We start from the raw sequence: 22,619 nt of genomic DNA, 5'->3' as shown, positions 1-22,619 counted from the left end.
TCTTCTCTCCTCACCTCTCGCCCCTCTCTCACCCCCACCTCTTGCGCCACATGTGGACCACATTCGCCTCCAGAAGTCGAATGTGTGCCACATGTGGCGAAAAGGGGAGGAGTGGGGAGCGTCGGGGGTGGGGAGCGTCGGGAGGGGAGTCGGGAGTGGAGAGGGTGGGAGAGGGTCGCCCTTGACTTTTGGTCGACGACCAAGTTGACTAGAAATTGGTCGGCGACCAAATCTGGAGGGAGGTGGGCGGCCATGCGGGTGTTGATCTCGGGGGCGAGTGTCGCAGGGCCGGTGCTGGCGTTCTGGCTGGTGCGGCACGGGGCGTCGGTCACGGTCGTGGAGCAGGCGCCGAGCCTGCGCATGGGCGGCCAGCTGGTGGACCTGAGGGGCAAGGCGTCGCACGAGATCCTGAAGAGGGCCGGCCTGACCGAGGCGGTCCGGGCGGCGAGCGAGGCGGCGGAGGGCCTGTCGCTGGTGGGCAGGGACGGCCGCCGGCAGGCGACGGTGCGGTCGAGCGAGTTCGGCGGCAACGGCCCGGTGGCGGAGATCGAGATCCTGCGCGGCAACCTCTCCGAGGTCTTCTACGAGCAGACCCGCGAGGACGTCGAGTACGTCTTCGGCGACCGGATCGCCGGCCTGGACGACCGTGAGGACGGCGTCCACGTCACCTTCGAGCGCGGTCCGGCCAGGGTGTTCGACGCGGTGGTCGGGGCCGACGGCCTGCACTCGGGGGTGCGCCGCCTGCTGTTCGGCGACGAGAAACCGTTGCGGCACCTGGACATGTACCTGTCGTTCTGGACGGCGAAGAACCACCTCGGCCTGAAGGGCTGGACGGAGGTGTACTCGGAGCCGGGGCGGACCGTGCTGATGCGGGCGATCCGCGACAACACCGCGGTGATGGCCGCGGCGGCGTTCGTGTCGCCGGCCTTCCAGTACGACTACCGGGACCTCGGCGCGCTGAAGACGGTGGTGCGGTCCCGCCTGGCCGGCATGGGCTGGGAGGCCGACCGGCTGCTGGCGCAGATGGACGACGCCGGCGACTTCTACTTCGACTCGGCCAGCCAGGTCCTCCTGCCGTCCTGGTCGAAGGGACGGATCGGCCTGGTCGGCGACGCCGGCTACTGCGCGTCCCCGTTGTCCGGCCACGGCACGACCATGGCGCTGGTCGGCGCCTACGTGCTGGCCGGCGAGCTGGCCCGCGCCGACGGCGATGTCGCCGCCGGATTCCGGGCCTACGAGACGCGGCTGCGGCCGTGGATCGAGCAGATCCAGCGGTTCGCCGAGGGCAACGGCGTGTCCATGGCCCCCAAGACCGGGCTGGGGATCTTCGCCCGCCGCGCGGCGCTGCGGCTGGTGGAGCTGCTGCCGAAGGTCAATCTGCCGCGGGCCGGCACGGGCCGGCTGTCCGACGGCTTCCAGCTGCCCGACTACGAAAGGAAAACACCGTGACCGTGGAGCGACTCAACCCGGCGACGATGCCGCCGCCGGTGGACGACACCAAGTACAGCCACGTGGCCATCGGGCGCGGTTCGGCGGTGGTGGCGATCGCCGGCCAGATCGCCAACGACGCCAACGGAGACGTGGTCGGCATCGGCGACTACGAGGCGCAGGCCGAGCAGGCGTTCCGCAACTTCGCGGCCGCGCTGGCCGCGGCCGGGGCCGGCCCGGACGACCTGATCAAGAACACCATCCACGTGGTCGGGCACCGGCCCGAGCTGACCGAGTCGATCTTCGCCGCCGGGCGGCGGGCGTTCGGCGGGAACTGGCCGCGTTCGGCCAGCACCTACCTCGGGGTCGCGGCGCTGGGACACCCCGACTGGCTGATCGAGATCGACGGCATCGCCGTCATCTCCTGAACAGACACCGTCTGAAAGGACAACACAATGGCCAAGACATGGTTCATCACCGGCGCGTCCAAGGGCTTCGGTCGCGAGTGGACGGAGGCCGCGCTGGAGCGGGGCGACCGGGTGGCCGCGACCAGCCGCAGCGCCGGCGCGTTCGAGGACCTGGTCCGCGACTACGGCGACGCCATCCTGCCGATCGAACTGGAGGTCACCGACCGGGAGGCGGTGATCAAGGCGGTGCAGCGGGCGGTCGACCACTTCGGCACGCTGGACGTCGTGGTCAACAACGCCGGCTACGGCCTGTTCGGCATGGTCGAGGAGGTCAGCGAGCAGCAGGCCCGCGAGCAGGTCGAGGTCAACCTGTTCGGCGCGCTGTGGGTGACGCAGGCGGCGATCCCGTTCATGCGCCGCCAGGGCTCGGGCCACATCATCCAGGTGTCCTCGATCGCCGGCGTGTTCTCCCTGCCGGGGTTGGGGATCTACCACGCATCCAAGTACGGCCTGGAGGGCTTCACCAACAGCCTGGCCGCCGAGGTGAAGGGCTTCGGCATCAAGGTCACGCTGGTGGAGCCGGCCGGCTACGCCACCGACTGGGCCGGGCCGTCGGCGGTGCGGGCCGAGCAGCTGCCGGAGTACGACGAGTTCCGCGCGGCCATGGCCCGCCCGTCGGGCAAGCGCGGCGACCCGCACGCCACCCGGGCGGCGATCCTGACCGTGGTCGACGCGGCCGAGCCGCCGCACCGGATCTTCTTCGGCCAGGGCGCGCTGCCGGTGATCACCAAGGAGTACGAGGGCCGGCTGGCCGAGTGGCGGCAGTGGGACGAGGTGTCCCAGGCCGCGTTCGGCTGAGTTGTACCCTGACCAAGACGAGAGAAGGGGTGACCCGAGTGCGCTGGACCCAGGACGACGTGATCTCCGCCGCGTTCGCCACGCTCGAGCAGGAGGGGCTCGAGGGGCTGTCGCTGCGGGGAGTCGCGCGGGCGCTCGGGGCGCACCTGAACTCGGTCAGCTGGTACGTGAAGACCAAGGCCAGCCTGATCGAGAAGATGGCCGACACCATCGTCGGCTCGGTCAACGTGCGGGACCTGCCGGCCGATCCGCTCCAGCAGGTGCGCACGGTCATCGGCCGGTACCGGCGGGCCATGCTCAGCCACCGGGACGGCGGCCGGCTGGTCGCCGGCACCTACACCTCCGGCGACCGCACGCTGCGGGTGGCCGAGGTGATCGTCGGCGGCCTGCTGGCCGCCGACTACACCGAGGAGGAGGCGGCCCGGCTGTGTTGGGCGCTGGTCTACTTCACCCTCGGCCTCACCCAGGAGCAGCAGACCCCGCCGCCGGCCGGCAAGGAGCCGGACACGACATGGGAGTCGTATCCGGCCCTGGCCAAGGTCGGTAAGAGCCTGTTGGTGCACGACTCCTACGACCTGCGCTTCGACTACGGCGTGGCCCGTCTGCTGGGGCTCTAGGAGGCCGGCCCCCAGTTCCGGTTGCTGGTGCGGAACTGGTTCGGCGACGCCAGCGGCACGGTCAAGGTCGCACTCCGCACGGTGTACACGCCGCCGGCGAGGGCGGCTCGTTCCTGCGGGGTCGGGGCGATCTGGAGATGGAAGTCTGCCGGCGGCTGGCCGGTCAGCACCACCTGAAGCCGTTGGCCCGGCCGGATTTCCGTGAAGTTGGCCAGCAGCGGGATGTCGTAGCGGGTGAGCCGGCCGACCTCCACCGGCTGCTGGCTGGCCCGGGTGAACGGGTGGCTCGGGTGCAGCAGTGCGCCGCCGGCGCCGTACCAGCTGCTCGACGGGTCGAGTTTTCGTTGGCTGCCAAGGAGTATCCCGTCGGCCTGCTTGACGACGGAGCCGTCGGCGGCGAGCACGTTGAGCGTCGCCGACAGCTCCACCTCGGGGGCGGTCGAGGTCGCGTAGACGGTCAGTGTGGACGGGCCGTCGAGCACGCCGGTCAGCGGCGGGGTGGTGTAGGTCAGCGAGCCGGAGGCCTGGGCCAGCGTGCCGGCGGTGTCGAAGCGGAACGACCGGGCGCTCGGCGACGGCGGCCAGGCGGCGGTGTCGACCCAGCGGTCGGTGGCGTTTTCGAAGAGGTGCAAGGGGGTTCGCGTGTCGGCCATGCCGGTGCGCGCGCCCTTGAGCCAGGTGTCGAACCACTCCAACCGGATCGATTGCAGCGAGGCCTCGGTGACGTGCTCGCCGTGCGTCCACGGGCCGACGATCGCCTGGTAGCGGCCGGTGACCGGCTGGCCGGCGGTGATCGGCGCGGTCAGCGGCCGGTGGAAGTAGGCGTTCTGCGCGGCCACATAGGCGCCGAGATTGCCGCCGGGGAACAGGTCCTGCCAGCCGGCCTCGGTCAGCGCCGGCACGCCGTTGGCCACGATCCGCGGCATCAGCTGCTGCACGTCGAGGTCGCGCCAGTACTCGTTGTCGTACGCCCGCGGGCCGCCGTTCGCCTGCTGGGCAACGGTGACCGACTGCGGATCGGTGGCGGGGTCGTCCTCGGGGCCGCGCGGTTCGGCCCGGCTGATGCCGGCGATGAAGGTGGTCGGAATGCCGCCGTAGGCGGTGAGATCGTCGTAGAAGTCGGAATCCGTGCAGAACGGCGTGATCGCCTTGAGCGCGGAGTCCCGCCCGACCGCGGCGGCGGTGAACCACTGGTCGACGCCGAGATACGAGCAGCCGTCCAGACCGACCCGGCCGTTCGAGCCGGGCAGCGTGTGCGCCGCCCAGTCCACCAGCTCGGCCCCGTCCCGGCCCTGCCGCTCCCCGAACCAGTCCAGCTGCCCGCCCGACGCGCCGGTGCCGCGAACGGCCGAGGCCACGTAGACATAGCCGCGCTGGACGAAGTACGTCCCGGTCGCCGCCGGGTCGGAACGCCCGGCGCCGTAAGGGTTCTGGGTCAGCAGCACGGGGAACTCGCCGGCCGCCCGCGCCCCCGTCGCCGGGTCGGTGGGGTAGACCACCTCGACCGAGATCCGCACGCCGTCGTCCATCCGCACCGTGGTGACCGTCGGGGCGCTGACCCCGTACGTCGCTGGCTCCGGCTGCCACCCGGCCGGCGCGGCCGGTGCGACGCCGGCCGTCAGCAGGGTGACGAGGCCCGCGAGGGCCGCTGCTCTCATCACAGTCTCCCAAGATCGCGGAATAACTGTTCCGGATCGTAACGACCGCTGACTGAGGGTGCTGTCAGCTCTCCGGAAGCGTCAAGTTGGTGATCTTGACCGGGCTGGCGACCCTCGTAGACGTGGATGCTCAGGTCGCGGGGCGAGGCGGGGGAGGCCGGTCGGGGAAATCCCGTACGGACCGAACCGGCCGGGCGGTCGATCGGGCAGCCGATGTCGGACTTTTGTCTCTCGAGTTGTTTCGGCCCCGATTGGGTGCATCTTTTTCGGGGCCTGCTGCGTATCTCGCTCGCCAGGGTTTAGCCTTGAAAGTATCGGTTCGGTTTGTTCTGGGGGAACGGAACCTGTGATGACTCGAAGCCATCTGATGGCGCGTGGTCGCGACCGCGAGCTCACGGCGCTGCTCGGCGGGCAGTGGCGCGACGGCCGGCACGGCCGGCTCGTGGTGCTGCGTGGACCGGCCGGGATCGGCGTCAGCACGATGTTGTCGGCGGCCCGGCGGGCCCTGCGGGCCGAGGCCGTGTCGGTTGTCACCGCTGGTGACGGCCACGGCGTGGCCGCGGTCGTCGCCGGGTTGTGCGACGAATTCGAACACGTCGGCGGGCTCGACGCGGTGCGCCGCCTGCGGGAAGTCATTGGCCGGCCGGGCGCGATGCCGCGCATTGCCGTCGAGCTGGGTTGTGTGTTCGATCGGATTGCCCGGAACGGCCCGGTCGTTTTTCTGGCCGATAACGCTCAATCAATTCCCGCCGCGGTTGTGCGGGCCGTTCGCCGGCCCGGCTGCCTGGTGATCGCCGGCTGCCACGACGGGGCGGCCGATCTGCTGGCGCTGGCCGACGACGTGATCGAACTGGGGCCGCTGCCCGACGAGGTGGTCGGGGCGATCCTGGACCGGCAGCTGGCGCAGCCGCTGGACGACGGGCTGACCGCCGCGCTGCGGACGGCGCTGGGCCCGTGGTTCGGCAATCCCGGCACGGCCACGGACACCCTGCGGGCGCTGGCGGATCGGCTGGTCGAGCACCGCGGCCGGATGTGCCTGCGGGATCCGGACAATCCCATCGTGCTGCCAGCCGACCACGAGCTCCTGGCCGCCATGGGGCGGATGGGCGCGCTGGCCGGGCGGCTGACCGCGGTGGTCGCGGCCCGCGGCGAGCTGGACGTGGACGAGCTGCCGCCGCTGCTGGCGGTGCTCGGCGGCGACATGGCTGCCTGCGGCCGGACGCTCGACCTGCTGGTCGAGGCCGGTGTGCTGGTGGCCGACGGGTTCCGGGTGCGGCCGGCCTGCCCGGCGCTGGCCGCCGCCGTCCTGGCGCTGGCCGACGACGTGCACGCCGTGCTGGCGGCCACGGACTCCTCGCCGGCGGCGCTGGCCACGCACTTTCAGCACGTGGATCACGGCCCGGCCGACGCCTCATGGCTGATCGACCTGGCCCGCGACGTGGAGCCGCTCAACCGGGCCGGGGCGCTACGCCACTATGTGACGGCGTTGCGGTTCGGGTGGCCGGGCGCTGCGGTGCTGGACCGCGTGCTGGCGCTGACCGTGCGAACCGGTTGGTACGACTGGGTACACCGGATCGACGACACCTGGCCGAGGCCGAGCGACCTCCCGGCGGTGACCCAGGCCGGCCTGTACGCGGTGTCCTGGCTGGCGACCGTCCACACCGGACGGTCGCTGTCCCCGGCGGCATGCGCCTGGTTCGACCTGACCGCGCAGACCCGAAGCGAGGTGTGCTCGATCGGCGACGCCGCCAGCCGGCTCCAGCTGATCTCCAGCGCCGAGATGGAGCTGGTGCGGCTGGCCATGGAGGGCGACGCCGAGGCCTGCCGGGCCCGGTGCGGCGACCGGCCGGAGTTCACCGAGCTGGTGACCGCCGGCCGCCTCGGCGACATCGCGTCCGTGCTGGAAATCGTGCTGGGGGAGCGGTACCAGGTCCCCCAGCACGGTCCGGCGACCGTCTACCAGCGGCTGCTGACCGGCTACCTGGACGGCGACTGGGCCACCGCCCTGTCCTCGGCCCGTGAGCTGGAACTGCACGGCGCGCCCTCGGCGCGGGCGCTGGCGTTCGGCCGGATCATCGCCTCCGAGGTGTGCCTGCTGCGGGACGAGATCGACGCGGCCGAGCAGTGGCTGGCCGACGTGACGCCCGACCGGGACAACGAGGCGCTGCACTACTACGCCCAGGTCGACATCCGGTGGCGCAACGGCGATCTGGCCGGGCAGGAGCGGCGGCACGACGACGTCTCGGTCGGGCTCGGCTGGCTGATGGGGCGGGCCGAACAGGTAGGCCTGCGGCCCAAGCTGCTCAACCAGTTCCAGGCGCGGGGCCTGGCCCCGCCGCACGCGCCGCTGCGGGAGGACTTCACCGCGACGGAGCTGGAGGTGATCGCCATGGTCCGGCAGGGCCGCACCAACCAGCAGATCGCCTCCGCGCTGGGCGTGCGCCCGAAGACCGTGGAGATCTACCTGACCCGGCTGCTGGCCAAGACCGGCACCCGGTCCCGGGTGGAGCTGATCGCCGCCAGCCTCAGCGCTTAGCAGTCGAGCTCGCCGGTCAGCTGAGCGTTGGCGAGCTCGGCCCGGGACTGGTAGCCGATGCGCTGGAACAGGCGGCTGAGCCGGCCCTCCACGCTCTTCTCGGTGGTCTCCAGCAGGGACGCGACCTCGCGGTTGGTCAGCCCCTCGGCCACCAGGCGGGCCAGCAGCCGCTCGTTCTCCAGCACGGTCTCCTGGCGCCCGGGCACGGTCACCCGCTGGGCCCGCATGAGCGTGCGCAGCAGCGCGCGCGGCACCAACGCGCCGAGTTCCCCGTACAGCTCGTACGCCTCCAGCAGCAGGTTCCGGTCGCCGAGGCCGTAACCGCAGACCACGGAGAGCGTGCCGGCGAGCTCGGGCAGCTGGTCCCGCCGCCGGGCCAGCCGCATGGCCTCGGCGGCCGCGTCGACGTCCCGCAGCACCGCGATGCGGCCCATCAGCAGGTTGCGGCGGGCGCGGCCGGTGCCGGCGAGCTCGGCGTCGTGCACGAGGTCCAGCAGGCAACGCCGGGCCGCGTCGGTGGCCCCGACGGACAGGTCGAGCTCGATCAGCCGCCAGCGCAGCTCGTCCACGCCGACGACCAGCTGGTGCCGGGCGGCGTACTCGATGCCGTCGGTCAGCACCTGCCGGGCCCGCGCCGGATCGCCGAGCAGGCGGGCCAGATCCGCGTCCGGCCCGGCCAGCAGGTGCTCCAGCGACGCCGGCTCGGCCCGGGCCATGGCCAGCATCCGGCGGGCCCGGTTGGGCAGGCCGCGGGCGATGAGGATGCCGGTCAGGTGCTGGTGGGCGGCGACCCGGGCCCCGGTGGTGGTGGTCGTGTCCGGGCCGGCCAGCGCCGGCCGGCCCAGCTCCAGCGCCTCGTCCCAGCGGCCGGACAGGCTGGCGTGGGTCATCCGGTTCAGCGGATTGAGCTGGCCCGTGGTCAGGCCGTTCTCGGCCAGCACCCGGCGGGCGGTGCCGAGTTCGCCGTACAGCAGCCACACCCAGTTCCACGTCGCCGCCACGAGGACCTTGTGCCGCGGCTCCTGCCACAGGGCCAGCCGCGGCGCGTGTTTGCAGTCGAGCTCGAAGTCCGCCCAGCGCCCCAGAAGCCCGGCGCCGGAGCTGAGCATCAGCCCCATCGACGCCGTCGTCGCGCCGGTCGACAGCCAGTCGGACCGGAAGGCGGACAACAGGTCGTGGGCCTCGGCCGACCGGTCCAGCAGGGCCAGCGCGGCGGCCCGGGCCACCAGCTGGTTCGTCTCGCCGCCCGGGGCCGAGCGCCAGCCGGTCTCGGCGAACTCCCGCAGCGGCTCCTGGCCGACGCTGAGTTGCAGGCCGACCAGTTCGATGATGGTCAGTTCCAGCAGCGCCCCGGTCGGATGGTGGTCCACGTCGCGGGTCAGCGCGATCCGGGCGTTGGCCACCGCGCCGGCCGAATCGCCGGCAATCGTGCAGCCCGCCGCCTGCCGGTACGTCGCCTGCGCGCGCTGGTCGGGATCGGTGCTGCGCTCGGCGGCCGCCCCCAGCCAGCGGACGGACGCCGCGGGCTCGGTGACCAGATGCGTGCTGCCGCCGTCCAGCAGCTCCTCGGCCGCCCGCGCCGGGTCGACCAGCCGGCCGGCGGAGACGAGGCGGTCCAGCCGGTAGCGGTGATCGGGACTGTGCGCACTGCCCTGCCAGATCGCCGTCACGGCCAGCGCCGACAGGCTGCGCGCGTCGTACGGGCCGAGGCACGACAGCAGCGCCGCCGCCAGCAGGGGAGCGCGGAACCGCCAGGGGCCTTCGAGCAGCAACCCCTCCGCCCGCAGCGCGGTGAGCACGGCCAGCACCTGCTGTTCGTCGGCCTCGATCGCCTCGGCGACCAGCCCGACGGCGGCGTCGCCGAGCGGGTGGAACACGGCAAGGGCCTTGCCGATCTCCCACACCAGCGGGTCGTCCCGCTGGAACTGGCGCAGCACGGGGCTGTCGGCCGGCAGCACCGGGGACTGGTCGGGCGGCACCAGATAGGCGTGCTGGTCGATGATCCTCAACGCCCCGGAGCCGCGGTGCCCGGCCACCGCCGCGAGCACGAGGGCGGGAATGCCACGGCAGTCCCGGTGCACGGCGGCGCGCAGGTCTCGTGACGGCAGCGCCTGCAACGTGCGGGTCAGCAGCAGCTCGGTTTCCTTGCGGCGCAAGGGACGCAGCCGCACCTCGGGGAAGGAGGCCTGGACGGTCGTCGGCGTGCGGTGGGCGCAGACCACGCGGATCCCGGTCTCGGGCATCGACTCGGCGACGGCCAGCACCGTCTCCAGCGACTGCGGGTCGAGCCACTGGGTATCGTCGATCAGCACGGCCAGCGGGCGGCCGGCGCCGGCCAGCGCGAGCAGCAGCTGGGCCAGCTGGGCCTTGGCCAGCACCGGCCGGGTGTCGGCGTTGGCGGCGGGCAGCCACTGCCGGCGCAGGCCCAGCAGTTCGTTGCCCAGCCGCAGCAGACCGGCCCGGGGCTGGGCGTGTTCGGGCTCGGTGAGCCGGAAGTCGACGACCGTGACGTTGCGCCTGAGCAGCTCGGCGCGCGCCGCCGCCAGCAGCGCGCTGCGGCCGATGCCGGCCGGGCCGGTGACGAGCGTGATCGGCGCGGTCGACGCGAGCACCTCGGCCAGCGCCTCGTCGCGACCGACCAGCCGTGGCCCGTCTGATCGGGGTGTCGGCATCAGTGCCGCCGGCCCGAGGAAGACGACACGTGCGTGTTCGGCCACGAACGGTTCACCCGTCCAGTATGGCCACGTCGCTGACGCCGGTCGGCACGGGCGGCCGGTGGATCGGGCACGCTCAGAGCAGGCCGCTGCGCATCGCGTACCCCACGGCGTGCGCCCGGTTGCGCAGCCGCAGCCGCGCGTTGATCTCCGAGAGCACATTCTTGATGGTGCGCTCGGAGTACGACAGCTTGCCGGCGATCTCGTTGGTGTCAAAGCCTTCCGACACCAGCCGCAGCACGTCGGTCTCGCGCGCCGACAGCGTCGACAGCGCGACGCCGCCCGGATCCAGCGACGACCGGGACAGCTGCCCGACGTGATCCAGCAGCTGCCCGAGCACGTCGCCGGGCAGCACGCCCTCGCCCTTCGACACCGCGGTGATCACCGACACCAGCCGGTCCCCGGTGGCCTCGGCGCGGCGGATCACCGCCGCCACCCCGCACTCGATGGCCGTGCGCAGCGCCGGCGGCTCGAACCGGCCGACCACCAGCGCCGTCCGGGATGCCTTGCCGTGCCGCAACCTGCGCAGCAGCCGCACCGTGTCGTCGCCGATCTGGTCGACCACCACGAGCGTCACCGCGGCCCGGTTCTCCTCGCCCGGGGCCACCAGCTCCACCTCCGGCCGCGGCCGGAGCTGGTGGGCGATCCCGGCCCGCAGCACCGGGTCTTCCGCGTAGGTCGCCACCGTGACCCTGACTCCCATGATCCGCTTTCCTCCCTGTGGGCCATCGCCCGCGTACGACCCCGACCTCCCGCGCCGACTGTGATCAGCCAAGCATCGGGAGCGGCCCGGTCGCCATGGTCGCGGACCAGCGGTGGGGGTTTCCCCCACGAAGGCCGGGCTCGGCCGTTCGGGTGAGTCGAGCATCCACAAAGGACGGCACACGCGCGGGCCGACGAGGTCGCGAGTGCGGTCGCGTTCCTCGCCGGCCTGGCCGGTGACGGCGGCTCGGATTCAGCGGGTGGCGGCGTCCAGCGCGGCCCGGATCACCTCGGTGGAGGCCGGGGTGGCCTTCGCGGTGGCGAGATCCGTGGAGCCGCCGGAGTACGGCGGGCCGTACACGGGGGTGCCGGGCTGGGAGCGCCAGCTGTCGGCGAGCGTGCCGTAGGCGACGGCGTCGTAGCCGAGCAGGTCCAGCAGTTCGGCGGCGTGGGCGACGGCGGCCTGGTCGTCGCCGGCGATCGGCAGGGCGCTCCGGTCGGACGCGCCCTTCGGACGGCCGAGGGCGGCCAGGTGCTCGAAGTAGATGTTGTTGAACGCCTTGACCACGTTGGCCTCGGGCAGATGGGCCTGGAGCAGCTGGGAGTCCGTGCTCGCGCCCTCCTTGAGCGCCGGGATGTCGCCGTCGCGGTCCGGGTAGTAGTTGCCGGTGTCGATCACCGTCTTGCCGGCCAGCGGGGCCACCGGCACCTGGTCGACGGCCCGCAGCGGAATGGTCACCACCACCCAGTCGCCGGCCGCCGCGGCCTGCTCGGCCGTGCCCGCCCTGGCCAGCGGGCCGAGGTCGGCGACCAGGTCCGCGAGGGTCTCCGGGCCGCGCGAGTTGCTCAGCACCACGTCCAGGCCGGCGTCCACGGCCAGCCGGGCCAACGCGCCGCCGATGTTGCCACTGCCGATCAGTCCAAGAGTCGCCATACCTCGGTCAAGTGCCGGCCCCGGCGAGGTATTCCGGTGTGGCGGGATTTCGCGCATGGTGAACGGGCCGGTGGTGGGGACGGGCTCGATCGCCGGCCGTGTCGCGCCGAAGCTGGTCAGTGGCCGTGGAAAGCCTCGGCCAGCCACCATGAGCCGCCGTCGTCGGTGATCTTCGCGTCGATCACCAGCGGCGCGTCCCTCGGCCCGTCGAGCCAGTCGCGCACGGGTTTGAGGTCGGCGACCGTCCGCACGGTCAGCCCCGTGCAGCCGAATCCGCGGGCGATGGCGGCGATGTCGGTGGGAGGGAAGCGAACCGTGGCGTGGTCGCCGTCGAAGTGGTGCACCTCCGCGCCGTAGGCGGCGTCGTTGTAGACGACCACCACCAGCGGCAAACCCAGGCGCACGGCCGTTTCCAGCTCGCCGGCGGCCATGTGGAAGCCGCCGTCGCCGAGCGCAGCCACCGGCAGCCGGCCCGGCTGGGCGACGGCGGCGCCGATGGCCGTGGCCAGGCCGAGGCCGATGGACTGGAACGCCTGGGTGAAGCAGAACCCGAACTCGTCGGGCACGCCCAGGTAGGCGCTGGGATAGCCCATGAAGTTGCCGGAGTCCACGGCGACGATCCGCTCGGCCGGCAGAATCCGGTCCAGCTCAAGGGAAAGCGTGCGCGGGTCGATCTGGTCGGCGGTGGACTCGTCGGTGAAGTCGGCGGCCGACCAGCGGGCGCGGGCGGCGATGCGTTCCCGGAGTTCGGGGGAGCGGTAGCCGGTTTTCCGGCCGAGACCGGCCTGCACGGCCCGGGCCGTGACCGCGGCGTCGCCGATGACACCGACGTCGATCTTCCGGTGTGCGCCCAACGCGGCCTCGTCCAGGTCGACCTGGGCCAGCCGGGCGTCGGGGCCGAGCAGCCGGCCGTGCCGGGTCGTCCAGCGGTTGAGGGCGCAGCCCCAGCCGACGACCAGGTCCGCGCCCCGGATGAGCTCGGCGGTCAGCGGGGAGGAGAAGCCGCCGGAAATGCCCAGGGACCAAGGATGATCGTGGAACAGTCCATTGGCGACGGCCGAGGTGGCCAGCAGCGCGCCGGCGGTCGCGGCCAGATCGGCCAGTTCGGCCGCGGCCCCGCGAGCGCCCCGGCCGGCGATGAACACCGGTCGTTCGGCGTCGGCGACGAGGGCGGTCAATGCCGTGACATCGGGCGTCGAGGCGGTCGGAAGTTCCGGTGTCGCAACGGGTTCGAAGGCGGGGACCGGCATCGCCTGGACGTCAAGCGGCAGGTTGAGCACCACCGTGCGGCGTTCGAGCAGCGCTGTCCGGTAGGCGCGGACCGTGTCGGCGACGGCCGTCTCCGGGCTGTGCACCCGCTCGGGGATCGCGCCGACCGCGCGGACGAGTGCGTCCTGGTCGATGCGGAAGTTGTTGAGGGGATCGGAGTCCGGCGTGTCCGCGGTGAGCACGAGCAGCGGCGTCCGGCTCTTGGCCGCCTCGCCGATGCCGGTGACGGCGTTGGTCAGGCCGCAACCCTGGTGCGTGGTGACGATCCCGACCCGGTTGCCCATGCGGGCGCAGGCGTCGGCCGCGGTGGCGGCGCAGCCCTCGTGCCGGGTGGCGTGGAAGGGCACACCGCCGGCCCGCAGCGCATTGGTGACGTGGAAGTTCCCGCTGCCCACCACCCCGAACGCCGGACCGGCCCCCAGCTGCGCCAGCACCCGGCCCACCGCATCGGCGACGATCATGACCGCTCCACCAGGGCGTAGACCCGGGCCGGACTGCCCGAGCCGCCGACGATCGGCAACGGCGACACCACGATCACGCTCCCGGTCGGCGGCAGCAGCGCCAGGTTCCGCAGTTGCGTCAGCCCGCACTTGCCGGCGCCGAGGATCCGGTCGTGGCACGGGAACATCGGCTCCATGCCGGCGGCCTGGCCCGCGTCCGTGCCGACGGTCTCCACGCCGAAGCCGGCGATCGCGGACTCGGCCAGCCACTGCGCGCACTCCGCCGACACGCCCGGGGTGTGCGTGTCGTTGAGGAAATCGTTCTGGTCGCCGGAACGCGCGTCCCATCCGGTGCGGTACAGCAGCCAGCCGCCGTCCGGCAGCGGGCCGTGCTCGTGCTCCCAGGCCTTGATGTCGTCCACTTCGAGCAGAAAGTCCGGATTCTCGGCGACCTTGGCCGAGGCGTCCAGCACCGCCGCCGGCGCGACGAACGTGCCCAGCGGAATCTGGTCGACGCTGGCCCCGTCCCGGCCCGACAGCCAGTGGTTCGGGGCGTCGACGTGCGTGCCGACGTGCTCGCCGGTGTGGATGTCGTTCCAGTACCAGCGGGGGCCGCGGTCGTCGTAGCGGCTGATCTCCTCCAATCGGAAACTGGCCGTGTTGGCGAACGGCGGCGGCAGCGTCAACACCGGTGTGCTCGCCGAGAGCGGGGCCGTCAGGTCGAGGACCTCGACGGCGCCGGTCCGCAACGCGGACAGCAGGCCGGCCAGCACGGGCATGGGAACCTCCTTGACTGGGAACATTCGGATCCTCTCCTAACCTTGCACCCATGACCACTGCCAACCCGTCCGACCTGGCGGCCTACCGCAGAGCCGTGCAGGCGACGGTGCGCCGCGCGGCCGACGACTTCCGCCGGCTCGCCGACGCCCTGGACGCCGCGGCGACCGAGGTCGACCGGGGCGCGGGGCCGCATCCCGCGTCCGACCTGGCCCGCACCGTGATCCAGCAGATCCAGGCGGCCGGGGCGATCGTCGACTACGCCGGGCTGTTGCGGGCCGCCGCCGACCACGACGCGTTGATGGCCGGTTTCACCGGTTTGTCCGCCCCGCCGGTGGTGGCGTCCGGGACGTCGAGTCGGGTGCCGCGGCGGGCGCCGGCGCCCGCCGCCGCTGCGCCGGTCGTGTCGGTCACGCCGAACACGTTGTGGGTGGATGAGGGGCGGTTCCTGTGGGTCACGGGGATCAGCGGCAAGGGCACCGCCGTGGAATGCTGGGCGTGGCGGGACCAGACCAACGTCCGGCTGCGGCCCACCACCGTGCCCGCTGACCAGTTCGACGGCGGATACCGGCTGGCCGACGAGCAGGAGTACCGGCGGGCGGCGCAGATCATCGCCGCGCTGCGCGGGGCCGGGGTGGACGTGTCGGCGATGCGGCCGCTGCTGGAGTACGCCAAGAAGTCGTGATCGAGGACAGTAGTTGTCCTCGATTGGTCGTAGCGTCCCGGGCATGAACTGGAACCAACTGCTCATCGACCAGGCCGACTGGCACTGGCAGAACCAGCTGCGGCCGCGACTCGAAGGCCTCACCGACGCCGAGTACCGGTGGGAGCCGGTCGCCGGGGCGTGGAACGTGCGGCCGCGGGGGAGCGGCGCGACGAGCATGGCCGCCGGGAGCGGGGATTTTGTCGTCGACTGGGAGTATCCCGAGCCCGACCCCGCCCCCGTGACCACCATCGCCTGGCGCATCGGGCACATCGTCGTCGGCGTCCTCGGCATGCGGGTCGCGTCGCATTTCGGCGGTCCGGCCATGGACTACTTCAGCCACGACTACCCCGGCGACGCCGCCACCGCGTTGGCCCAGCTCGATGCCGGCTACAAGGCGTGGATCGACGGGGTGCGAACCGTGGACCTGACGGTCAAATGCGGCCCGGCGGAAGGGCCGTTCGCCGAGTACACGATGGCGGAGCTGGTGCTGCACATCAACCGTGAACTGTTGCACCACGGGGCGGAGATATCGCTGCTGCGGGATTTGTACCGGTGGCGGTAGCGCCGTTCAGCCCGGCCCAGAAGCCGAGATCGTGCTCCTGGGCGAAATCCCCGAAGACGTGCGAGCAGGCAGCCGGCGCCCGATTGCCTGCCGGCGGCGTGTCGCAGGCGACCAGGGACATCATCTCGCCCGGCGCCGGCCGGTACCTCGGCCAGGCCGGCCCGCCGACGCCGTTCGGGTCGCCCGAGGCGGCGAACCGGCCCCAGTAACCGATCATCTGCCGGGACAGCTCCAGCTGGTCGTCGTCGTAGGGCAGCGTCTGGCCCAGGTAGTCCCAGAGGTAGCCGAGATCGTCGTTGTGGACCGCGCCGCCGAACGGGTAGTCGCGGGCCGGCGGCCCGGCCTGCTGGGCGAGGAAGAGCGAGACGTAGTGCGGGGTGTCGCTCTCGGCGAACTCGTAGGCGTAGGTGGGAACCCACTTCGACAGCGTGGCCATGAGCTGCTGCCGGGCGTACATGCTGGAGCCGTTCTGCGCGGCCGACCAGGCCTGGCCCGGCGTCGGGTACGCGCTCAGCGGATACTCGGCCAGCACCTTGTCGGCGTTGGCGCCGTAGGCCGCGCGCACGGACGCCTCGTACTGCGCGGCGGTCATGGGGGCGCCGAGGTAGTCGTACGCCTGGAAGGTGAACAGGCTGCGTTCGGCGTCGGTCTGACCGATCAGCACCGGGACGCGGTTGAAGTCGCCGGTCTGGATGACCGCGCCCGGGTCGGCCGGGAAGGCGGCGCCGCCCATGGAGGGAGCGACCGGGGCCTTCTGTTGCGCGGCAAGCAGATCCGCGGCGGGCGCGGCCCGTAGACAGGCCAGCACGTCCACTGCGCCGCCGCAGCCGACGGCCTGCGCGAAGGCCTCGCTCTGCGCCTGGCCGGTTGCCGCGGGCAGCAGGCTACAGCCACCGCCGCTCATCAGGACCGCGCGCGAGAACAGCCCCTTCGCGGTGGGCGAGGCGAGTTGGTTGCACACGGCCCCGGCGCCGGCCGACTGGCCGAGCAGGGTCACGTTCGCCGGGTCGCCGCCGAAGCCGGCGATGTTGGCGTGCACCCAGCGCAGCGCGGCCTGCTGGTCGAGAAACCCGTAGTTGCCGCCGACGAGCGGGGGCAGGTTGAGCGTGCCGAGCACGCCCAGGCGGTAGTTGACGGTGACGACCACCGCGCCGGTCTGCTCGACGAACTCGCGCGGGTTGTAGTCCTGACCGGCCCCGTTGACCAGGCCGCCGCCGTGGATCCAGACCAGCACGGGCGTCCGCGCGGGCGCGTTGTCGGGGGCGTAGACGTTGAGGGACAGGCAATCCTCGGTGGTGACCGCCTTCTCGTAGCCGGGATCCCAGGTGCTGTTCTGCGCGCACCGGTCGCCGAAGGCGGTGGCGTCGCGCACACCTGACCAGGCCGGGACCGGGCGCGGCGGCTGCCAGCGATTCGCGCCGGACGGATCGGCCGCGTAGGGAATGCCCAGCCATTGTGTGTAGCCGGTGCCCTGGACGCCGCGGACCTTGCCGGCGGCGGTCCGCACAATGGTCGGGCTTTCGTGGATTCCGGACGCCGAATACGGGGCGGCGGCCGGGAACACCAGGCCCACAACGCCGGCGACGGCCAGCAGGGCGGTCGTTTTCACTCGATTCCCCAGAGTTTATCGGTGAATTGTGTCGTGTGGTGGAAACGTAACAGCGGAACCTGTCGCCCAGCTGTTGTCGGCCGCCGGTTGCCTGCGCGGACACTTCGACGCGCACTTTCGGACACACCCCGGCCATTGCCGCGTAGATACCGCGTAGATGCGGCCATGATCGTATAGGGCGACTACTGGACGTCCGTGAAGGAGCAAGGGGATATGTCCGTACCCCTGTATGTCTGTCCTGAGCCGGAGTCGGCGCGTCGGACCGTGGTGGCGGTGGTGTCGCCGGAGGCGGACCAGCGTCAGCGAGTGTGGGCCCTGCTGGCGGGCCCGGAAGTGGTGCGAGGCGACAACCCGCGCACGGCGGACGTGGTGCTGGCGGTGGCGGCGACGGTCACCGACGAGTTCATCGAGGACCTGACGGCGGCCTGGCGGGCGGCGGAGAACCCGGAGCAGGCGATCGTGCTGGCCACGGACGCGGTCCGGGAGGGCCAGCTGCCGGCGATCTTCGGGGCGGGGGTGGCGGGCATCGTGCACATCCGGGACCTCAACGCCCGCACCGTGCACGGCATCGTGCACGCGGTGGCCACCGGCCAGGCGCTGCTGCCGAGCCGGATCACCCGCTGGCTGATCGAGGAGCAGCGCATGCTGCAGCGCAACATGATGGCCCCGGTCGAGGTGCAGCCCAACGGCCTGACCAGCCGCGAGGTGGACGTGCTGCGGCTGGTGGCGGAGGGCATGGACACCTCCTACATCGCCACCAAGATGAACTACTCGGAGCGGACGATCAAGAAGGTGCTGGCCGACCTGATGCGCCGGCTGGACCTGCGCAACCGGGCCCACGCGGTGTCCTACGCGCTACGGCGTGGCGCTTTCTGACTCGACGCCGAGCCGGAAGTGGACGGCGATCGACTCGCGCTCCTCGTCGGTGAGGGTGGCGGTCAGCACGTCGTAGCGGGCCCGGAGTTCCTCGGACCGCGCGGTGTTGCCGAGCCGGGCGTGCACGTCGACGAGCCGGCGGAGCACCCCGGCCTGGTCGGTGAAGCTGTTGGTCCTGGTGTGCAGGCTCAGCGCCTGCTCCAGCGTGTCGGCGGCGAGCTGCGGCTCGCCGGCGACGAGATAGGAGATGCCGAGCGTGCCCAGCGCCTCGCCAAGGCCGTAGAGGTCCGCGACGGTCTCGAAGATCGCGACGCTCTCCCGGCCGAGGACGATGGCCCTGGCCGCGTGGCCGGTCAGCATCTCGTACCAGGCGGCGGCGTTGAGGCTGCCCGCCAGCCCCGGTTTCCAGTCCAGGTCCCGGAAGATCGCCACCGCCTCGCGGGTCAGCGCCAGCGCGCCGAGGTCGTCGCCCTGCAACTCCACGATCCACGAGTGCTGGCGCTTGCAGTAGGCCTCCTCCATGTGGTCGCCGGTGGACTCGAAGAAGTCGGTCGCCGCCTTGATGTGCGTCTCGGCGGCGGCGTAGTCCTTGAGCAGGGTCCACGCCCGGGCCAGGCCGCGATGGGCGTACGCGACGCCGACGGGCTCGCCAGCCAGCTCCGCGGCCTTGAGCGCGGTGGTCTGCACGGCCAGGCTGTCCCGCCAGTGGCCCTGGCGGTCCTGGAAGTGCCGGATGCACCAGGCCAGCCGCCACGCCGTCGCGGGGTGCCCGTGCCGGCACGCCTGCTCGATGAGCTCCAGCACGGTGGTGTACCGCTCGGACAGCCAGTCGAAGGCGGCCTTGTAGTCGGTGAACGTGTCCGGCTCGGGGGCCAGGGGCTCGGGCGCGCGAAACGGCGGCAGGTGGTGGTTCTTGGAGAACATGGCCGCCACGCTGGACGTCGACCGCAGGTAGTAGTCGAGCAGCCGGGAGAACGCCGGCTTCGCGTCCTCCTCGTGCTTGGCCAGCTCCTCCGCCGCGGCCGCGCGGATCAGGTCGTGCCAGCTGTAGCGCCGCGGCCCGGGCTGTTCGATCAGGTGCGCGCCGATCAGCTCCTCGACCAGCGGCGCGACCACGGATCGCTTGGCGCCGAACAGGTTCGCGGCGACGGCCAGGTCGAACGCCATGCCGGGGTGCAGCGACAGCATCCGGAACAGGCGGGCCGCCTCCGGGGACAGCGCGATGTACGACCAGGAGATCACCGACCGCACGTCCAGGTCGGGATCGGGGCTGGCGAAGGCGTCCAGCGAGCTGTGCGCGTCGGCGAGCTCGTCGACGATGCCGGCCAGCGGCAGGCGGGGCCGCAGCGCCGCGCGGGCGGCGGTGATCGCCAGGGCCAGCGGCAGCCGCGCGCACTTGGCCACGATCTGCCGGACGGCGGCCGGTTCGGCGTCGACCCGGCGGCTGCCGAGCCGGGCCCGCAGGAACTGCTCGGCGGCCGCCGGCGACAGCAGGTCGAGCTCGATAACGTGCGCACCGGTGGCCATCACCAGCTGGGTCAGCATGGTCCGGGTCGTCACGATCACCGCGCAGCGGGCGTTGCCCGGCAGCAGCGGCAGCACCTGCTGGGAGTCGCGGGCGTTGTCCAGCACGATCAGGCAGCGCTTGCCGGCCATCACGCTCCGGTAGTACGCGGTCTGCGCGGGCAGGTCGTCGGGCACCTGCGCGGTCGGCACGCCCAGTCCCTCCAACAGGGATCGGATCGCGGTGCTCGGCGGCACGGGGGACATGTTGTGGTAGAAGCCCTGGAGGTTGACGAACAGCTGGCCGTCGGGGAAGTCGGCGGCGATCAGGTGCGCGACGTGCACCGCCAGCGTGGTCTTGCCGATGCCGGCGGTGCCGTGGATGAGCGTGACCGGGGCGGCCGCCGCCAGGGCGTCGGCGACCTCGTCGTCACGGCCGCTGAACGCCATCACGTCGCTGGGCAGCTGGGCCGGGATCGGCGTGTACGCCGGCTCGACCGGCTCGGGCGCGTGCAGCAGGGTCGGGTCGGAGCGGAGCACCCGCTCGTGCAGCTCACGCAGCCGCGGGCCGGGGTCGATGCCGAGCTCGTCGGCCAGCCGGCGGCGGATCCGGTCGTAGACCTCCAGCGCCTCGGCCCGCTGGCCCAGCCGGACCAGGGCCAGCATGAGCAGCTCGTGCGAGCGTTCCTGGAACGGGTCGGTGGCGATCAGCTCGTGCAGCGCCGCCACCGTGCGGTCGGCCTGGTCGAGTTCCAGCGCCGCCTCGCACCAGTCCTGCACGGCCGTGAGCCGCTCGCCGGCCAGCCGGGTGCGTCGGTCCTCGAAGTACTCGCCGCACAGCCCGGCGAAGGCGTCGCCGCGCCACAGATCGATCGCCGCACGGAGCCGGTCGGCCCGCTCCCGCGTCGCCTTGTCCGACCTGGCCTCGTCCACCAGCGCCTCGAACCGGCGCAGGTCGATCACGTCCGGCGCGGTGCGCAGCAGGTAGCCCTGGCTCGACGACTCGATGCGCGCGTCGTCCCCGTTCAGGATCTTCCGCAGCCGGTAGACGCACGTGCGCACGGTGCCGTAGGCGCTGCTGGGCTGGCGGTCGCCCCAGATCGCCGCGGCGATCTGCTCCACCGGCGTCGGCGTGCCGGCGTTGAGCGCGAGCACCGCCAGCGTCGCCTGTTGCTGCGGCGGGCCGGACTCGAGGACCTCCGTGCCTAGTTCGACGCGGACCGGGCCGAGCAGGCGGATGGTGAGGGCGGGCGTCATATGTGCTGAACTCCCAGGCCGACCTCGGCTAGTTGGCGTGGCTGGGCAACTGTAGTCCGATCGGACGGGCGTGACGAATTCTCAGGCCACCGGAACCGTCAACAGTGCACGAGAGCACGCGACGCGGTAGTGGACCGGTTCGGGATGCGCCGAGTAGCGCGGATACGCGCCGCCGGACAGTTGCAGGCGCAGTCGGCTGCCGGCGCGAAAACGGTGCGCGCACTGGCCGAGTTCGACCTCGCCCGGCCCGGACAGCCAGGTGAAGGTCTCGGTGACGTTCCACGACCGGCCGCGACTGTCCACTTCGCACAGTCGTGCGAACAGCGGGGCCGTCGTGCCGATGTCGATCCGCAGCCGGGGCGCGCCGACGATCTCGGTGTCGTGGTCGAACGGGGCGGAGGTGAAGACGACGACGTCGGCCCGCTGCTCCAGCTTGGTGTTGTCCTGCCGGCCCGCGCCGGGCGACATGTGCCGTCCCCCGACCGAAGGCGTGGGATCGTCGGGGTTGTAGTCGAACTCGACGGCGCCCTGGCCGGGCGACGCGGTGAGCAGACCGGTCGAGTCCACGCCGTACACCCGGTCGGTGGTGGCCGGCGGCCACGCCGCCAGGGACCGCCACTGGCCGGCCCCGGTGACGTGCACCCGGACCGGGGTTTTACGCCTCGGGGCGGCGCCGGCGATGTGCTGGTCGAACCAGGCCAACGCCTCCGGATCGACGACCCGGGCCGCCTTCACGGCGGTGTCCATGTGCGTCCACGGGCCGATCGTCAGCGCCACGTCGGGATTGTGCTCCCGCAGCCGGCGGTACTGCTCCAGCGTCTGGTCGACGAAGACATCGTGCCAGCCGCCGACCAGCAGCACCGGGATCTTGGTGTCCCGCAGCGCCGACGGGGCCTGGTAGGGCTGCCAGAACGGGTCCTCGATGTCCTTGTGGTCCAACCACTGCGTGAACCAGGGGGCGCCGGCGACCGCCGTCGCCGACCGCGCCCGCAGGGCGGCCGCCACGTGCCGGCGGGCCGCGACGACGGCGCGCATGCCCTGCCGCTGGGCCACCATCGCCGAGCTCCAGCCGAAGAAGTCGCCCAGCGCGAACGAGCCCGTGCCGCGGATGACCCGCCGGAAGTCGTGCGGGCCGACCAGAACGACGGCCGCGCGCAGCTCCGGCGGCGGGTCCTGGAGCAGCGCCCACTGGGCCCAGCCGAGGTAGGAGCCGCCCAGCGTGGCCAGCGTGCCGGTGAACCAGGGCTGCGTCCGCAGCCACGCGACGACGTCCTGGGCGTCGGCCGCCTCCTGGGCGATCGGCCGGAAGTCGCCGGTCGAGCCGCCGGTGCCGCGCACGCTCTGGATCAGCGTGTGATAGCCGCGCGCGGCCAGCATTCGGCCGTGCAGCAGGCTTTCCGGCAGACCACGGGGATACGGGGTGCGGATCAGCACGGTGCCGTAGGCCCGGTCCATCGGGGCGTAGTGATCGGTGACCAGCTCCGCGCCGTCACGGGTGGGCACACGCAGGCCGCGCTGCACGGTGTACGCCGTGCGCGCCGGCGGCAGGCCCAACAGCAGCCGGTGGACCACGCCGAGCGCACGAGCGGACAGGCCGGCCGGCTTGGCCTCGGACATGCGGTGTCCCACCCTTCGGAATAACTGTTCCGTGACAGTATCACCGAGGCGGAGGCCGGCCGCAGTTAGAACTGCTAACGCCGTCGGACGCAAGTCGTAACGCGGACGTCCTTGTCTGTCAACCGAACGGTCGGTCTACTGGGCGACCA

17 protein-coding genes are annotated in these 22,619 nt (G+C 72.3%); 8 read left to right on the top strand and 9 right to left on the bottom strand.

Annotated elements, in window-relative coordinates:
• Nucleotides 1–252 precede the first annotated feature (252 nt).
• Genes ACIG5F_RS18280 through ACIG5F_RS18265 form a run of 4 tightly spaced genes read left to right on the top strand, consistent with a single transcriptional unit; the run spans nucleotide 253 to nucleotide 3,310 of the window.
• The gene (locus ACIG5F_RS18280) at nucleotides 253–1,449 is read left to right on the top strand and encodes an FAD-dependent monooxygenase (RefSeq protein WP_396518891.1); all 1,197 of its coding nucleotides are present in this window, start codon (nucleotides 253–255) and stop codon (nucleotides 1,447–1,449) included.
• Nucleotides 1,446–1,856: a RidA family protein gene (locus ACIG5F_RS18275; protein ID WP_396518890.1), complete on the top strand. Its 411-nt coding sequence runs from the start codon at nucleotides 1,446–1,448 to the stop codon at nucleotides 1,854–1,856. Before ACIG5F_RS18280 ends, ACIG5F_RS18275 begins: the two co-directional genes overlap by 4 nt.
• Nucleotides 1,857–1,883: 27 nt before the next feature.
• The gene (locus ACIG5F_RS18270; protein ID WP_396518889.1) at nucleotides 1,884–2,693 is read left to right on the top strand and encodes an SDR family NAD(P)-dependent oxidoreductase; all 810 of its coding nucleotides are present in this window, start codon (nucleotides 1,884–1,886) and stop codon (nucleotides 2,691–2,693) included.
• 38 nt (nucleotides 2,694–2,731) lie between these two features.
• Nucleotides 2,732–3,310 (top strand): TetR/AcrR family transcriptional regulator C-terminal domain-containing protein, encoded by a 579-nt coding sequence (locus ACIG5F_RS18265; RefSeq protein ID WP_396518888.1) that lies wholly within the window; start codon nucleotides 2,732–2,734, stop codon nucleotides 3,308–3,310.
• Here ACIG5F_RS18265 and ACIG5F_RS18260 read toward each other — a convergent pair.
• Complete coding sequence (locus tag ACIG5F_RS18260) at nucleotides 3,307–4,968, bottom strand: CocE/NonD family hydrolase (protein WP_396518887.1); 1,662 nt, start codon at nucleotides 4,966–4,968, stop codon at nucleotides 3,307–3,309. The two genes, ACIG5F_RS18265 and ACIG5F_RS18260, sit on opposite strands and share 4 nt — an antisense overlap.
• A 349-nt stretch (nucleotides 4,969–5,317) precedes the next feature.
• Here ACIG5F_RS18260 and ACIG5F_RS18255 point away from each other — a divergent pair, with 349 nt between their 5' ends.
• Complete coding sequence (locus ACIG5F_RS18255; protein WP_396518886.1) at nucleotides 5,318–7,504, top strand: LuxR C-terminal-related transcriptional regulator; 2,187 nt, start codon at nucleotides 5,318–5,320, stop codon at nucleotides 7,502–7,504.
• Here ACIG5F_RS18255 and ACIG5F_RS18250 read toward each other — a convergent pair.
• The 5 genes from ACIG5F_RS18250 to ACIG5F_RS18230 all read right to left on the bottom strand — a co-directional run bounded on the left by ACIG5F_RS18250 (nucleotide 7,501) and on the right by ACIG5F_RS18230 (nucleotide 14,342).
• A complete protein-coding gene (locus ACIG5F_RS18250; protein ID WP_396518885.1) occupies nucleotides 7,501–10,221 on the bottom strand; it encodes an AAA family ATPase in 2,721 nt (906 codons plus the stop codon). The two genes, ACIG5F_RS18255 and ACIG5F_RS18250, sit on opposite strands and share 4 nt — an antisense overlap.
• A gap of 73 nt (nucleotides 10,222–10,294) precedes the next feature.
• Complete coding sequence (locus ACIG5F_RS18245) at nucleotides 10,295–10,921, bottom strand: response regulator transcription factor (RefSeq protein WP_396518884.1); 627 nt, start codon at nucleotides 10,919–10,921, stop codon at nucleotides 10,295–10,297.
• Nucleotides 10,922–11,173: 252 nt separating this feature from the next.
• Nucleotides 11,174–11,854 (bottom strand): NADPH-dependent F420 reductase, encoded by a 681-nt coding sequence (locus tag ACIG5F_RS18240; RefSeq protein WP_396518883.1) that lies wholly within the window; start codon nucleotides 11,852–11,854, stop codon nucleotides 11,174–11,176.
• Nucleotides 11,855–11,970: 116 nt separating this feature from the next.
• Nucleotides 11,971–13,584, bottom strand: coding sequence for a thiamine pyrophosphate-binding protein (locus ACIG5F_RS18235; RefSeq protein ID WP_396518882.1), 1,614 nt, complete (start codon nucleotides 13,582–13,584; stop codon nucleotides 11,971–11,973).
• Nucleotides 13,581–14,342, bottom strand: coding sequence for a cyclase family protein (locus ACIG5F_RS18230; RefSeq protein WP_396518881.1), 762 nt, complete (start codon nucleotides 14,340–14,342; stop codon nucleotides 13,581–13,583). Before ACIG5F_RS18230 ends, ACIG5F_RS18235 begins: the two co-directional genes overlap by 4 nt.
• A 50-nt stretch (nucleotides 14,343–14,392) precedes the next feature.
• Here ACIG5F_RS18230 and ACIG5F_RS18225 point away from each other — a divergent pair, with 50 nt between their 5' ends.
• Together ACIG5F_RS18225 and ACIG5F_RS18220 are read left to right on the top strand one after the other, a co-directional pair.
• Entirely contained in the window at nucleotides 14,393–15,025 is a 633-nt protein-coding gene (locus tag ACIG5F_RS18225) for a hypothetical protein (protein ID WP_396518880.1), read from the top strand.
• Nucleotides 15,026–15,068: 43 nt separating this feature from the next.
• Complete coding sequence (locus ACIG5F_RS18220; RefSeq protein WP_396518879.1) at nucleotides 15,069–15,608, top strand: DinB family protein; 540 nt, start codon at nucleotides 15,069–15,071, stop codon at nucleotides 15,606–15,608.
• Here the strand turns inward: ACIG5F_RS18220 and ACIG5F_RS18215 are convergent.
• Complete coding sequence (locus ACIG5F_RS18215) at nucleotides 15,541–17,217, bottom strand: carboxylesterase/lipase family protein (protein ID WP_396518878.1); 1,677 nt, start codon at nucleotides 17,215–17,217, stop codon at nucleotides 15,541–15,543. The genes ACIG5F_RS18220 and ACIG5F_RS18215 overlap by 68 nt on opposite strands.
• Before the next feature lie 213 nt (nucleotides 17,218–17,430).
• Between ACIG5F_RS18215 and ACIG5F_RS18210 the strand changes: the two genes are divergently transcribed.
• Complete coding sequence (locus ACIG5F_RS18210) at nucleotides 17,431–18,093, top strand: LuxR C-terminal-related transcriptional regulator (RefSeq protein ID WP_396518877.1); 663 nt, start codon at nucleotides 17,431–17,433, stop codon at nucleotides 18,091–18,093.
• On the opposite strand, the gene ACIG5F_RS18205 is transcribed toward ACIG5F_RS18210, so the two are convergent.
• Nucleotides 18,073–20,853: a BTAD domain-containing putative transcriptional regulator gene (locus ACIG5F_RS18205; RefSeq protein ID WP_396518876.1), complete on the bottom strand. Its 2,781-nt coding sequence runs from the start codon at nucleotides 20,851–20,853 to the stop codon at nucleotides 18,073–18,075. The two genes, ACIG5F_RS18210 and ACIG5F_RS18205, sit on opposite strands and share 21 nt — an antisense overlap.
• An 81-nt stretch (nucleotides 20,854–20,934) precedes the next feature.
• The gene (locus ACIG5F_RS18200) at nucleotides 20,935–22,470 is read right to left on the bottom strand and encodes a CocE/NonD family hydrolase (RefSeq protein ID WP_396518875.1); all 1,536 of its coding nucleotides are present in this window, start codon (nucleotides 22,468–22,470) and stop codon (nucleotides 20,935–20,937) included.
• Nucleotides 22,471–22,619: the final 149 nt, after the last annotated feature.

The sequence above is a fragment of the Kutzneria sp. NPDC052558 genome (genome assembly GCF_044547355.1).
Lineage (GTDB): Bacteria > Actinomycetota > Actinomycetes > Mycobacteriales > Pseudonocardiaceae > Kutzneria.
This window is presented reverse-complemented; position numbering and strand designations above follow the sequence as displayed.